This window comes from Shewanella glacialimarina, from assembly GCF_020511155.1.
Lineage (GTDB): Bacteria > Pseudomonadota > Gammaproteobacteria > Enterobacterales > Shewanellaceae > Shewanella > Shewanella glacialimarina.
The window spans coordinates 3909381-3921929 of record NZ_CP041216.1 but is presented as its reverse complement, the minus strand read 5'-3'; the positions used below and the strand labels follow the sequence as shown (position 1 = coordinate 3921929).

The 12549-nt window shown below is 40.9% G+C and carries 15 protein-coding genes; 11 read left to right on the top strand and 4 right to left on the bottom strand.

Features of this window, described 5'->3' with window-relative positions:
• Position 1 precedes the first annotated feature (1 nt).
• Positions 2-979, bottom strand: a complete 978-nt coding sequence (locus FJ709_RS17115) for a KpsF/GutQ family sugar-phosphate isomerase (RefSeq protein WP_226411406.1) — start codon at positions 977-979, stop codon at positions 2-4.
• A gap of 34 nt (positions 980-1013) precedes the next feature.
• The gene (locus tag FJ709_RS17110; RefSeq protein ID WP_226411404.1) at positions 1014-1976 is read right to left on the bottom strand and encodes a calcium/sodium antiporter; all 963 of its coding nucleotides are present in this window, start codon (positions 1974-1976) and stop codon (positions 1014-1016) included.
• A 230-nt stretch (positions 1977-2206) separates the two neighbouring features.
• On the opposite strand from FJ709_RS17110, the gene mlaF reads away from it, so the two are divergent.
• From mlaF to murA, 7 genes are all read left to right on the top strand, one after another.
• Positions 2207-3031 (top strand): phospholipid ABC transporter ATP-binding protein MlaF, encoded by an 825-nt coding sequence (mlaF, locus tag FJ709_RS17105; RefSeq protein WP_226416042.1) that lies wholly within the window; start codon positions 2207-2209, stop codon positions 3029-3031.
• The gene (gene mlaE, locus FJ709_RS17100; protein ID WP_226411402.1) at positions 3018-3803 is read left to right on the top strand and encodes a lipid asymmetry maintenance ABC transporter permease subunit MlaE; all 786 of its coding nucleotides are present in this window, start codon (positions 3018-3020) and stop codon (positions 3801-3803) included. Before mlaF ends, mlaE begins: the two co-directional genes overlap by 14 nt.
• A gap of 35 nt (positions 3804-3838) precedes the next feature.
• Positions 3839-4312 carry an outer membrane lipid asymmetry maintenance protein MlaD gene (gene mlaD, locus FJ709_RS17095; protein ID WP_226411400.1) on the top strand — a complete coding sequence of 158 codons (474 nt, stop codon included), beginning with the start codon at positions 3839-3841 and terminating at the stop codon, positions 4310-4312.
• Positions 4313-4322: 10 nt separating this feature from the next.
• Entirely contained in the window at positions 4323-4976 is a 654-nt protein-coding gene (locus FJ709_RS17090) for an MlaC/ttg2D family ABC transporter substrate-binding protein (protein ID WP_226411398.1), read from the top strand.
• The gene (locus tag FJ709_RS17085; RefSeq protein ID WP_226411396.1) at positions 4973-5284 is read left to right on the top strand and encodes an STAS domain-containing protein; all 312 of its coding nucleotides are present in this window, start codon (positions 4973-4975) and stop codon (positions 5282-5284) included. Before FJ709_RS17090 ends, FJ709_RS17085 begins: the two co-directional genes overlap by 4 nt.
• 73 nt (positions 5285-5357) lie before the next feature.
• Positions 5358-5609, top strand: a complete 252-nt coding sequence (locus tag FJ709_RS17080) for a BolA family protein (RefSeq protein WP_226411394.1) — start codon at positions 5358-5360, stop codon at positions 5607-5609.
• Positions 5610-5621: 12 nt separating this feature from the next.
• Positions 5622-6881 (top strand): UDP-N-acetylglucosamine 1-carboxyvinyltransferase, encoded by a 1260-nt coding sequence (gene murA / locus FJ709_RS17075; protein WP_226411392.1) that lies wholly within the window; start codon positions 5622-5624, stop codon positions 6879-6881.
• Positions 6882-7042: 161 nt separating this feature from the next.
• On the opposite strand, the gene degS is transcribed toward murA, so the two are convergent.
• Together degS and degQ are read right to left on the bottom strand one after the other, a co-directional pair.
• A complete protein-coding gene (gene degS, locus FJ709_RS17070) occupies positions 7043-8119 on the bottom strand; it encodes an outer membrane-stress sensor serine endopeptidase DegS (RefSeq protein ID WP_226411390.1) in 1077 nt (358 codons plus the stop codon).
• Positions 8120-8288: 169 nt separating this feature from the next.
• The gene (degQ, locus tag FJ709_RS17065) at positions 8289-9638 is read right to left on the bottom strand and encodes a Do family serine endopeptidase DegQ (protein ID WP_226411388.1); all 1350 of its coding nucleotides are present in this window, start codon (positions 9636-9638) and stop codon (positions 8289-8291) included.
• 348 nt (positions 9639-9986) lie between these two features.
• Here degQ and zapE point away from each other — a divergent pair, with 348 nt between their 5' ends.
• From zapE to FJ709_RS17045, 4 genes are all read left to right on the top strand, one after another.
• Positions 9987-11096, top strand: coding sequence for a cell division protein ZapE (zapE, locus tag FJ709_RS17060; RefSeq protein WP_226411386.1), 1110 nt, complete (start codon positions 9987-9989; stop codon positions 11094-11096).
• A gap of 281 nt (positions 11097-11377) precedes the next feature.
• The gene (gene rplM, locus FJ709_RS17055; RefSeq protein ID WP_226411384.1) at positions 11378-11809 is read left to right on the top strand and encodes a 50S ribosomal protein L13; all 432 of its coding nucleotides are present in this window, start codon (positions 11378-11380) and stop codon (positions 11807-11809) included.
• A gap of 15 nt (positions 11810-11824) precedes the next feature.
• Positions 11825-12217, top strand: a complete 393-nt coding sequence (gene rpsI, locus FJ709_RS17050) for a 30S ribosomal protein S9 (protein WP_226411382.1) — start codon at positions 11825-11827, stop codon at positions 12215-12217.
• A 101-nt stretch (positions 12218-12318) separates the two neighbouring features.
• On the top strand, positions 12319-12504 hold the full coding sequence (locus FJ709_RS17045; protein WP_226411380.1) for a DUF2065 domain-containing protein: 186 nt from the start codon (positions 12319-12321) through the stop codon (positions 12502-12504).
• Positions 12505-12549: the final 45 nt, after the last annotated feature.

The window sequence follows — 12549 nt, the reverse complement described above, 5'->3', positions numbered from 1 at the left end:
TTTAAATTACTCCTGCTTTGACCATATCGAGCATATTCAACGCGCCAATAGGTTGATGTGCGTCATTGACCACAATTAAACCATTGATGCTTTTCTCATCCATTATTTGTAACGCTTGAGCGGCCAAGATGTTGGCTGGGCTGGTGACGCAGTTTTTAGTCATAACCTGTGAAATAGGTGTGGTGCGAAGATTCACTTCTGCATCGATGACACGTCGTAAGTCACCATCAGTAAAAATACCAACTAAGACATTATTATCATCAACAACCGCTGTCATGCCTAAGCCTTTATTTGATATTTCATATAGGGCTTCCGTGATGCAGATATCTTGCTTTACCAAGGGGAGATCTTTGCCTTGGTGCATCACATCATTGACCTTAAGTAATAATTTACGTCCTAAAGAGCCACCTGGATGTGATAGGGCAAAATCATCACGGGTAAACCCTTTTGCTTGTAATAGGGCTACGGCTAATGCATCACCCATTACCAATGTTGCTGTTGTGCTTGATGTCGGGGCTAGTCCTAGTGGGCAAGCTTCTTCTGGCACTTCAATACATAAGTGTACTTTTGCCAGCTTCGCCATATTAGAGTCTGGTTTACCGGTAACTGCAATCACAGGAACGCCCATACGTTGAATAACAGGCATTAATGTTAAAATTTCACTTGATTCACCTGAGTTCGAAATGGCTAAAATAATGTCGTTTTTAGCTAATGCGCCAAGGTCGCCATGGCTGGCCTCTCCTGGGTGAACAAAAAATGCAGGTGTGCCTGTGCTGGCAAATGTGGCTGAAATCTTATTACCTATGTGGCCAGATTTCCCCATGCCCATTACGATGACTTTACCTTTGCATTGCATAATTAATTCACATGCCTGCCCGAAGGCATCTGAATCTACAAATTGGTAGAGATGCTCAAGTGCCGCTTTTTCAATATCAATGACTTTACGGCCCCATTGACGAAATTGAGTTTGGTTTGCCATATGTGTCTCTCTTGGTAAAGTCCTTTGTGCTCCATCAAGAAGCGTTGAATATAACGTACTGGTACGCAACAAAGGTTAATAGTAATAAAACGCCATGCCAAGGCGTAAGCTGTCGCTTTGCACCGCTGGATAGCACTAATACTGCTAATGCGGCACTGGTGCCCAGTACCATGTAAAAATCTCTGTTTACTGCTGTCGCATCAACCTCACCTGGTGAGATTAGCGCTGGAATAGCTAAAACCGCAAGAATATTAAATAAGTTGGAGCCTACGATATTACCAATGGCTAAATCGTGTTCCTTTTTTAACACTCCAGCGATACATGCCGCCAATTCTGGCAAGCTAGTGCCAACAGCAATGATGGTCAGTCCAATGACTAAATCAGACAAGCCGTAAATTTTTGCAATACCTACAGCACCATCTACCATCCAACCCGCTGATAACGGTAAAAAAACAATGCCGATGATAATCCACATGATAGCATGAAATGTAGGGACATCTTTAGGGATCTCGTTGTCGAGTTCTTCATCAAGGGCGTCAGCTTCTTTATTGCTTAAAGCTTGATAAATAAATCCGCCCATAACAAGCAAAAAGGCAGCTATCAAGATCATTCCTTCAACCCGGGTGAGCATACCATCATGAATTAAATATCCCGCTAACACGGTTGCGGCAAGCATCAATGGAATTTCACGTTTTAAGGTTTTAGAGCTAACGCTTATTGCCCCAAGTAAGGCTGTAATCCCTAATATGAGAGTAATGTTAGCTACATTTGAGCCAAGCACATTACCTATAGCGGTATCGTTCATACCCTCCAGAGATGCCGTTGCAGCAACAAACATTTCTGGTGCAGAACTACCCATAGCCACAATGGTAAGCCCGATTAACATGGGAGGTAAGCCAAGATTACGGGCAAATGCAGACGCGCCATACACAAATTTATCAGCACTTATTACCAGTACTGCTAATCCAACGCAAAGCATCAAAATATTAACTAACATGTCATCCCTTTAATTTATTTGAACATGAGCATTTTCCCTGTAAATGACCCAAATTGAAAGCTGCAATAAGTATAAATAAGCCAATCAATCAGTCGATTAATCTTTGTTTAAGATTAATTTCATTTAAGGTTAGAGTATTTTTATCGTGATGAGGTTGTTAGGTGAACAACATTCACGTAAAATTTAACCTTCATTTACGCTCCAGGATGGCAGCTATCTCTTCAAATATTATGTCCGAGACATCAACCGTGTTGCAAAATCCGCTTGTAGAAATTAAACATCTTGGCTTTAGTCGAGGTGAGAAAGTCATTTATGATGATATTTCTTTAACGATCCCCAAAGGGAAAGTCACCGCTATTATGGGGCCTAGTGGTATTGGTAAAACTACCTTACTTAAATTAATTGGTGCTCAGTTAACGCCCGATTCAGGTGAAGTATTATTTGATGGCCTCAATATGCATCAATTATCTCGTACTGAGCTATATCAAGTGCGCAAACGTATGAGCATGTTATTCCAAAGTGGTGCTTTGTTTACTGACATGAATGTGTTTGATAACGTGGCTTTTGCTTTACGAGAGCATTCTGGGTTACCAGAAACGATTATTCGTTCGATTGTGTTAATGAAATTACAAGCCGTCGGACTGCGTGGTGCAGCTTATATGATGCCTAGTGAGTTGTCGGGCGGAATGCAGCGTCGTGCAGCGCTCGCCAGAGCTATTGCTTTAGAGCCTGAAATGGTGCTGTATGATGAGCCTTTTGCGGGGCAAGATCCTATTTCAATGGGCATGTTAGTTAAGTTAATTCGAGAGTTATCAGATTCATTAAAGCTAACCTCAGTTGTTGTGTCCCACGATGTCAAAGAAGTCTTAGGCATTGCCGATTATGTTTACGTGATAGCTGATAAAAAAGTGATTGCAGAGGGCACGCCTGAGCAATTGAGAAAATCAGATAACCCGCAGCTGATACAGTTTATTGATGGTGCGCCAGATGGCCCGGTACCGTTTCATTATCCAGCGGTTGATTATCAACAGGAGTTGTTGAGTGAATCCGATTAATTTGATTGCTGCAATTGGTCGTTATGCCATTGGGTTAGTTGTTGGCTATGGTAAGGCTGGCGTCATGTTATGGCGCGCCATAGTCCATGTCCCCAACCCTAAAAAAGGCCTACCCTTACTGATTAAACAAATCTACGTATTGGGTGTGCGGTCAATGATTATTATTATTGTATCAGGCTTGTTTATTGGCATGGTATTAGCGCTCCAAGCTTATAATATTTTAGTCGGTTTTGGTACCGAAGACAGCTTAGGCCCTATGGTAGCGTTAAGCTTACTGCGTGAACTTGGGCCTGTTGTTACCGCACTGTTATTTGCCGGGCGAGCAGGGTCTGCGCTTACTGCTGAAATTGGCTTGATGAAATCGACTGAGCAATTATCAAGTTTAGAAATGATGGCCATCGATCCGTTAAGACAAATTATAGCACCACGATTTTGGGCCGGCGTGATCAGTATGCCACTGTTAGCTATGATGTTCAGTTTAGTCGGTATTTTTGGTGGGCATTTAGTTGGTGTTGAATGGAAAGGCATTGATACCGGTGCTTTTTGGTCGATATTACAGGCTTCAGTTGAGTGGCGACAGGATATTGTTAACTGCCTTATTAAAAGTACAGTGTTTGGTATTGTGGTGACATGGATTGCATTATATCGAGGTTATGAAGTGAAGCCTAATCCAGAGGGCATTAGTCGTGCGACAACCTCTACGGTAGTGCAGGCCAGTTTAGCTGTTTTAGCTTTGGACTTTTTGCTAACAGCATTAATGTTCGGAAATTAAGATTAATTTATTAACTATTTAAGTGGTTTAAGCGTATGTTGACACGGAAGATTGAGTTACTTGTTGGTCTATTTTTATTGTCAGGAGTGTTAGCATTTTGCGTATTGGTTTTTAATGTAGCCAATGTCAAAGTCGATACTCAAAATAATAATTATTCCCTCATTGCTGAGTTTAATAATATTGGCGGATTAAAAGTTCGTGCGCCAGTAAAAGTCGGTGGTGTCGTTGTTGGCCGAGTGGCCGATATCACCTTAGATGATCGCAAACTGGTGCCTATCGTGACCTTAATAATGGATAAGCGTTATGACCATTTCCCTGAAACCAGTAGCCTATCCATTTTAACATCAGGCTTGTTAGGTGAGCAGTTTATTGGCTTAACCCCAGGTTTTATGGATGATGATATCGACATGCTTGGTGATGGTGATAAAGTCGATGACACCCGCGGCGCGTTGATTTTAGAAGACCTTATTGGTCAATTGTTATATAGCATGTCGTCAAAAGATAAATAGGAGCGGTTTTATGCAAGCATTTTTAGTGCGTATCGTTAGCGCTGTTATATTGTTGACCAGTCTTCAAGCCTGGGCGGCAGAAATAAATACTCAAGATCCATATAAGTTAATTGAACAAGTTTCAAACCAGACCTTTGATCGCTTTAAAAGAGATAAAGCGATAATTGATCAAGACTTAAGCCATTTAAAAGTGATTGTAGCTGATGAACTTATGCCTTATGTCGATTATAAATATGCCGCCTATAAAGTGATGGGCCAATATTTACGTGAAACCAGTGATGATCAAAGAACACGGTTTGTTGAAGCGTTTAAAGGTTATTTAATTGGCACTTATGCACAAGCGTTAACGGCTTATACCGATCAAACGGTCGCATTTGAACCGCCGTCAGATTTTAGTAAAGAGAAAATGGTTGATGTGAGCGTGCAAATTATTGAGCAAGGTCGTCCGCCGATTAAAATTCAATTCAAAGCGCGTCGTTTAAAAGATAACTCATGGAAAGCATTTGACTTAGTCGCAGAAGGCGTCAGCTTACTTGCATCAAAACAATCTGAAATATCAAATTTAATTCGCCAGCAAGGCATTGAATCGGTCATTACTATGTTGAATGATAAAACAAAGCAAAAAATTGATCGCAAACTTGATAAAGAGGATAAAGCGGCGTGATTCAGTTTGATCAGCAAGGTAATACTTGCTTAGTACAAGGGCGTTTAACGCAAGATGAGGTCATACTTTTGTGGCCGAATCGACATCAACTGTTTACTGCATCTACCCAAGTGGTAGACTTGTCCGCTTTGACTTATGTCGATAGCGCAGGCGTTGCTATGCTGCTTGCACTAAAAGGATTAGTAATGTCAGAGCAAGATATGTCTTCAGGGACTATTTCGCGTATATTGCAGCATCCTGCGGCTCAATTGCAAAAAATGATTGAGCTATACGATTTACACACTTTTTTTGCTGATAATTCTCGTTAATTTGATCGGCATTTAGTTCACCATTCACGATGTTAATTTTGTTAGATTAACATCGCAATAAAGGTATAAATTCATGGATTGCAAAGTTATTGAGCAAATTCTATCCGAAGCATTAGAACTGACAGAAGTTCATGCTACATCTGATGGTAGTCACTTCAAAGTTGTTGCTGTGGGTGAATGTTTTGATGGCATGAGCCGAGTAAAACAACAACAAGCAATATATGGACCGTTAGCAGATAATATTGCCAATGGCGAGCTACACGCGTTAACTATTAAGACATTTACGCCGACTCAGTGGAAGCGTGAAAAACTTTTCAATATGTAATTAGAGAGCCAAGTGGATAAATTAACCATTAAAGCTAGCCAGCCTTTATCTGGCAGTGTTGTTATTTCAGGTGCTAAAAATGCGGCATTGCCGATTTTAATGGCAGGTGTATTGGCTGAAACTGACTTTATTTTAACGAATGTCCCAAGCTTGCGAGACGTTAGCACCAGCTGTAAGTTATTACGCTGTTTAGGGGCTGACGTAGAAGAGTTAGGCCAAGGTAAAGTACGGATTTCTACCACTAACCTAAATGAGTTTTGTGCGCCATATGATTTAGTCAAAACCATGCGCGCATCGATTTTAATTTTAGGTCCACTGCTTGCCCGTTACGGCACTGCAGATGTGTCTTTACCTGGTGGCTGTGCTATTGGTGCAAGGCCTGTTGATTTACACCTTCATGGCCTTGAGCTAATGGGGGCTAAAATTGAAGTTAAAGAAGGTTACATAAAGGCACGTGTAGATGGTCGCCTTAAAGGTGCGCATATCTTTATGGATATGGTCAGTGTTGGCGCAACTGAAAATTTACTGATGGCTGCCGCGTTAGCTGACGGTACCACAGTGATTGAAAATGCTGCTCGTGAGCCTGAAGTGTCAGACTTAGCGCATTGCTTAATTGCAATGGGAGCAAAAATTACTGGTATTGGTTCAACTACGTTAACTATTGAAGGCGTTGAGCATCTACAAGGTTGTGAATATCGTGTAATGCCAGATCGTATTGAAACTGGCTCATTTTTAGTAGCAGCCGCTGTGACTCGTGGGCATATTCGCTGTGAAGCGGCAGATCCTAGCTCTCTTGAAGCGGTAATATCAAAACTTGAAGATGCTGGTGCTACGATTACGACAGGTGATGATTGGATTGAGCTTGATATGCAAGGCAAACGTCCAAAAGCGGTTAATATTAAAACCGCGCCTTATCCTGGGTTTCCGACAGATATGCAAGCCCAGTTTTGTGTACTGAATGCGCTAGCAGAAGGTACTGGACGTGTCACTGAAACGATTTTTGAAAATCGTTTTATGCACGTACCAGAGTTAAGCCGTATGGGCGCTAAGCTCGCACTTGAAGGTAATACTTGTATTATCGAAGGTATAGAGTCATTAAACGGTGCGCAAGTGATGGCAACAGATTTACGTGCATCAGCAAGCTTAGTCATAGCAGGTTTAATGGCAGAAGGGATCACTACGGTTGATCGCATATACCACTTAGATCGTGGTTATGAGCATATTGAAGCTAAGTTTAAAGGCTTAGGCGGTGAAGTTATTCGGGTATCTTAACTCACTCTTCTTTAGATTTATTCTGTATTAAATAGCACGGTTAACGACTTAACAAAAAGCCATCAATTTAATTTGATGGCTTTTTTGTTTGATTTTTCTGTGTTGATATCAGCTAAACTCAACACATTTAGCTGATTCGTCGTTATCTCGAGTATCAGACGTTATTGATCAAAAGAGTTCTTTTCTACAACAAACACCGGTATTTCAAGCTTTAATCCCTCTCGAATAATCGTCAACAGTACTTTATTACCAGGTGGTGTTTCTGCAATTTTATCCATTAACACCTCAACACCTGGAATATCGTCATCACCATAAGTAATAATGACATCCCGTGGCTGTAACTCTGCATTGGCAGCTGGCCCATTAGGATCAATACCAGTAACAAAAACCCCTTTTAAATCAGGTAAATTTAAAATTTGCGCCACGACAGGGGTTAATGCTTCTCCGGAAATACCAATTGCGCCGCGAATAACACGACCGTCTGCAATCAATTTATCCATAATACTGTGGGCTAACTTTATCGGGATGGCAAAACTAATACCATTGCCACCATTATCACCGCCGACTTTAAATGCTGCGGTGTTTATTCCAATTAATTCACCAGTGGTATCAATTAACGCACCACCAGAGTTACCAGCATTAATCGCAGCGTCTGTTTGTAAAAAGTCTAAATAACCTGAGCTTAATCCACTGCGACCAGTTGCACTAATAATACCCTGAGTAATTGTTTGTCCTAGGTTATAGGGATTGCCAATGGCTAACACTACATCGCCAACTAATGCTGGGTTAGTTAAGTTAATCGGCACTACAGGGAGGTTGTCACCTTCAATCTTTAACACGGCTAAATCTGTTTCAGGATCACTGCCGACCACTTCAGAGGTAAAGCGCCGTCCATCTTGCAGTGCAATAACTATTTCATCGGCACGTTTTATGACGTGATAGTTGGTAAGAATATAACCTTGATTACTCATAATAACGCCAGAGCCTAAGCCCTGCAGCGAACTTGAGTTAAGTGGTGCGCGTTGATCAATACTTAAGCTATAAATGTTAACTACGGCGGGTGCTGCGCGGCGAACCGCTTTAGCAAAAGATAACTCACTGCCCATATTGGCACGTTGTGTTAAACCGCTTTTGAACGGACTGCCTTCAAATGAGGTTGCGATAAGGAAAACGGCAGCCATGATCAGACCAAATAAAATGGATTTGCCTAGATAAATACTAATGTCTTTAAAGTTCATAGTCTGATCTATGTTAAGTAAATAGCACAAATACTAACATAACTGAAAAAATTAAGCATCGAGGTTGAATGCTCGATGCTTAATTAATGAATGCTAACATTAGCTTAAGTGATTACAGTCAATAATCACTCATTATGTTAAATCAATTATTCTTAGTATGGATTAATCATTATCGTAAAACTAAATAGCTCAAGTTGTTATCGCGTAGTATTTTAAGCGCGACTGAGCCCTGTTGTTTTTCTAGCAAGGCTTTAAAGGATTTTAAATCTTTAACCTGGGTGCGATTAATGCCGACGATGAAATCGCCTTTTTGCAGACCAGACATAGCAGCTGGAGAACCTTGGGCGACATCGGTTATTTCAACTCCTCTAGAGCCATTACTAAGCGTAGTACCCTGAAGCATAGGATGTAATGCGCCTGCGGCGGCTTCAATAGCATCAGCTTTACCTAAAGTCGCTTTAACGGTTTTATTATCGCCATCACGAATAAGGCCAAATTCAACTTTTACATCAGCTCCCATAGTGGCCACTTTAGCGCGCAGTTCCTGGAACGACTTAATCTTGCGGCCATTAACGCTGGTAATAATATCACCCGCTTTAATGCCAGCCTTAGCGGCTGCACTGTCTGGCACCACTTCGCTAACAAAAGCACCATGTTGGGTTTCTAGTCCGAATGCGGTAGCCAGTTCTTTATCTAAATCACGACCCGCTACCCCTAATATTCCTCGTCTTACCTCACCGTGTTCTATGATTTGTTGCACTAAGTTATTGACCATATTTGCAGGAATGGCAAAACCAATACCGACGTTACCGCCATTAGGTGCCACAATGGCGGTATTGATCCCCATTAATTCACCGTTTAAATTAACTAATGCGCCACCTGAGTTACCACTATTAATCGCAGCATCGGTTTGAATGAAGTTTTCGAGCATTTCAATGCCCAAACCACTTCGCCCTAAAGCACTCACAATACCGGATGTCACTGTTTGTCCCAAACCGAATGGATTACCTATGGCCACGGCAAAGTCACCTACACGAACTTCGTCTGAGTCAGTTTGTTTAATCGCGGTGAGGTTTTTAGCGGTAATTTGTAATAGTGCAATATCGGATTCTTTATCTGCACCTATTAGTTTAGCTTCTACTTCTCGCCCATCGCTTAAACCGATTTGAATATCATCAGCACCATTAATGACGTGATTGTTAGTTACGATATAGCCTTTTTCGGCATCAATAATAACTCCAGATCCTAGACCTCGAAATGGACGTTCTTGGACTTGTTCACGCGGAGCGTTTGGACCAAAAAAATAACGAAATACATCGGGAACTTGCTGCTTAGATACTTGAGTACCTGATACTGCCACAGATACCACAGCTGGAGTCGTACGCTCTAGCATGGGTGCTAAACTGGGTATTGATTGGCCATCAACAGATTGTGGAATAGCAGCAAAAGAAGTGGTTGGCATAATAGTTAATGATGCGGTTAACAGGGCCGCAGAAAGTAAGCTTAATTTGGTTTTCATTAATATGGCTCCTTGGACATTCAAGCTAGTGCTAAAAATATGGCGCTTGAGTGAGGTAAATTAAAGTTAAATATCGTTAATCAGGTAAATTATTAGGTCGTTAAAATTCAAATTTTTGATAAACAATTGTTTCTATAAATGTCGTTGTTTCAAAATGAGCGTCAATTAGATTTGCCTTGAAACGTAAAAATTATGGAAAGTGGATATGTTATTTATTGGGAGTCGGTTTCGATTTGATAGTTCATTAACGATTAACAAAGGTTAATTTGATCGTTTAACGCGGTTACTCGTATTGAAAGTTTAATGTTATTATTCGCAGCAATTATTTGATGTAAGAGAGTCATAATCGTGTCTCAGTTAACCCCTTGGCAGCATTATCAACAAGATCTCACCCGTGAGGACTTCTCCCACGATTCAGCTCAAGAGCAAGCTGTTAGATCATTACAGCGTGTGTTTGATGAAATAATTGCTACCAATCAACCTATATCTGGTTTATCGAAGATACTAACCGCATTTGGGAAAAAACCAACTACATCGGTTAAGGGATTATACCTATGGGGTGGCGTCGGGCGTGGCAAAACCTACTTAATGGATACCTTTTATGATGCGCTTCCAGGTGATAAAAAACTCAGGGCGCACTTCCACCGTTTTATGCATCAACTTCATCATGACTTGGGTGAGCTAAAAGGGGTGCAAGACCCGTTACTGACGATCGCAAAAAAAATGGCCAACCAATACCAAGTAATTTGCTTCGATGAGTTTTTTGTTTCTGACATCACAGATGCAATGCTATTGGGCACCTTGTTTCAAGCCCTATTTAAAGAAGGGGTTGCATTAGTGGCTACCTCGAATATTATTCCTGATGATTTGTACAAGAATGGCTTACAACGGGTCCGTTTTTTACCTGCTATCGCTCTGATCAATAAGCATTGTGAGATTTTAAATGTTGATTCAGGTATAGATTACCGTTTAAGAACTCTAGAGCAAGCTGAGATTTACCATTACCCGCTTGACGAATCTGCGGACTTGAATTTACATACTTATTTCAAACAGCTTGCACCAGAGTCTGAGGTGTTAACCGATGCTATTAATATTGATGGTCGCTTAATTAGTATCCGTCAGCAATCTCAAGGAGTGCTGCTCGCCAACTTCAGAGATATATGTGATGGGCCCCGTTCGCAGCGAGATTATATGGAGATAGCGCGAATTTATCATACCGTATTACTCAGCGGGCTCGAGCAAATGGGTGATCAGTTAACCGGTGATGATATTGCCAGGCGTTTTTTAGCTATGGTGGATGAGTTTTACGAGCGAAATGTAAAATTAATTATTTCTGCACAGGTGCCCTTAGAAGACATTTATACTAAAGGTATGCTCAATTTTGAGTTTCGTCGCTGCCGTTCAAGATTAATAGAAATGCAATCCCATGATTATTTAGCTTCAGAACATTTACCTTAATAAATAGTATCAATACGAAATCAGCTGTTATTTTAAGCAAAATAGAATAGTAAAAGTGCTGGTAAAACGATCAAACTATTTAATGGTTTTTATAAATATCAGGTGATTTCTATCTCATGTTTGCGTATAATCCGCACCTGCCCTCGTTACTCCGTCGAATTGGGCGGAAGTTTTAAGCCAATATTCATGCTCGAAGGGGCAAGAATCGGTCCATTTTGTGTTGATTGCGACTTGCAGTTGGCATGTGAGACAGAATTTTAAACATTGGGTTTTTGTAAAAAATGAAGACTACATTTAATGCTACATCAGAAACAGTCACACGTGATTGGTTCGTCGTTGATGCCGAAGGTAAAACTTTAGGTCGTATGGCTACTGAAATTGCTACTCGTTTACGCGGTAAGCACAAGCCTGAGTACACACCTCATGTTGATACTGGTGATTACATCATCGTTATTAATGCTGAGAAAGTTACTGTAACTGGTAACAAAGCTGCTGGTAAAATTTATTACTCGCACACTGGTTTCATCGGTGGGATTAAGCAAATTTCTTTTGAGAAATTGCAAGCTCATAAACCTGAGATGATTATCGAGAAAGCTGTTAAGGGTATGTTGCCAAAAGGTCCTTTGGGCCGTGCTATGTTCCGTAAACTTAAGGTTTACGCAGGCACTGAGCATAACCATGCCGCACAACAACCACAAGTTCTTGATATTTAAAACGGGAGTAAGCTAATGTCTGCAACTCAGTACTACGGCACTGGCCGTCGTAAAACATCAACTGCTCGCGTATTCGTTAAAGCAGGTAGTGGTACAATCGTTGTTAACCAACGTCCACTAGATATATATTTTGGCCGTGAAACTGCTCGTATGGTTGTTCGTCAACCACTAGAGCTAGTTGAAATGACTGATAAATTTGACATATATGTAACTGTTAAAGGCGGTGGAACCACTGGCCAAGCAGGTGCAATTCGTCACGGTATTACTCGTGCATTGTTACAATTAGACGAAACATTACGTCCTACTCTACGTGCCGCTGGTTTTGTTACCCGTGATGCTCGTAAAGTTGAGCGTAAGAAAGTTGGTCTACGTAAAGCACGTCGTAAGCCACAGTTCTCTAAGCGTTAATTCGTTTTTGGAATACAAAAAACCCAGCTTATGCTGGGTTTTTTATTGGCTGTAGTTTTATAATAATAAGATAAATGCACTCAAATTAACGGGGAGTTCAGATGACATTACAGCTTTTAATGACAGCAATTGCCTTAGTATTAATCGTTGAGGGGCTCGGTCCGTTATTGTTTCCACAAAAATGGAAAAAGTATTTATTTGAGCTTTCTGGGCAAAACCAAAATGTTCTCAGACGCTTAGGTGGATCTTTAGTCACAGCAGGGATCGTTTTATTGATTATTTTTTAATAAAATACTTGCCTATAACCCCCTAAAATCTGTTAAAATTCTATT

Bases quoted from the DNA above. Each gene is read 5' to 3' on its own strand.
- FJ709_RS17115 (WP_226411406.1), bottom strand. From the start codon at position 979: ATGGCAAACCAAACTCAATTTCGTCAATGGGGCCGTAAAGTCATTGAT.
- FJ709_RS17110 (WP_226411404.1), bottom strand. From the start codon at position 1,976: ATGTTAGTTAATATTTTGATGCTTTGCGTTGGATTAGCAGTACTGGTA.
- mlaF (WP_226416042.1), top strand. From the start codon at position 2,207: ATGTCCGAGACATCAACCGTGTTGCAAAATCCGCTTGTAGAAATTAAA.
- mlaD (WP_226411400.1), top strand. From the start codon at position 3,839: ATGTTGACACGGAAGATTGAGTTACTTGTTGGTCTATTTTTATTGTCA.
- FJ709_RS17090 (WP_226411398.1), top strand. From the start codon at position 4,323: ATGCAAGCATTTTTAGTGCGTATCGTTAGCGCTGTTATATTGTTGACC.
- FJ709_RS17080 (WP_226411394.1), top strand. From the start codon at position 5,358: ATGGATTGCAAAGTTATTGAGCAAATTCTATCCGAAGCATTAGAACTG.
- degS (WP_226411390.1), bottom strand. From the start codon at position 8,119: ATGAACTTTAAAGACATTAGTATTTATCTAGGCAAATCCATTTTATTT.
- degQ (WP_226411388.1), bottom strand. From the start codon at position 9,638: ATGAAAACCAAATTAAGCTTACTTTCTGCGGCCCTGTTAACCGCATCA.
- rplM (WP_226411384.1), top strand. From the start codon at position 11,378: ATGAAGACTACATTTAATGCTACATCAGAAACAGTCACACGTGATTGG.
- rpsI (WP_226411382.1), top strand. From the start codon at position 11,825: ATGTCTGCAACTCAGTACTACGGCACTGGCCGTCGTAAAACATCAACT.
- FJ709_RS17045 (WP_226411380.1), top strand. From the start codon at position 12,319: ATGACATTACAGCTTTTAATGACAGCAATTGCCTTAGTATTAATCGTT.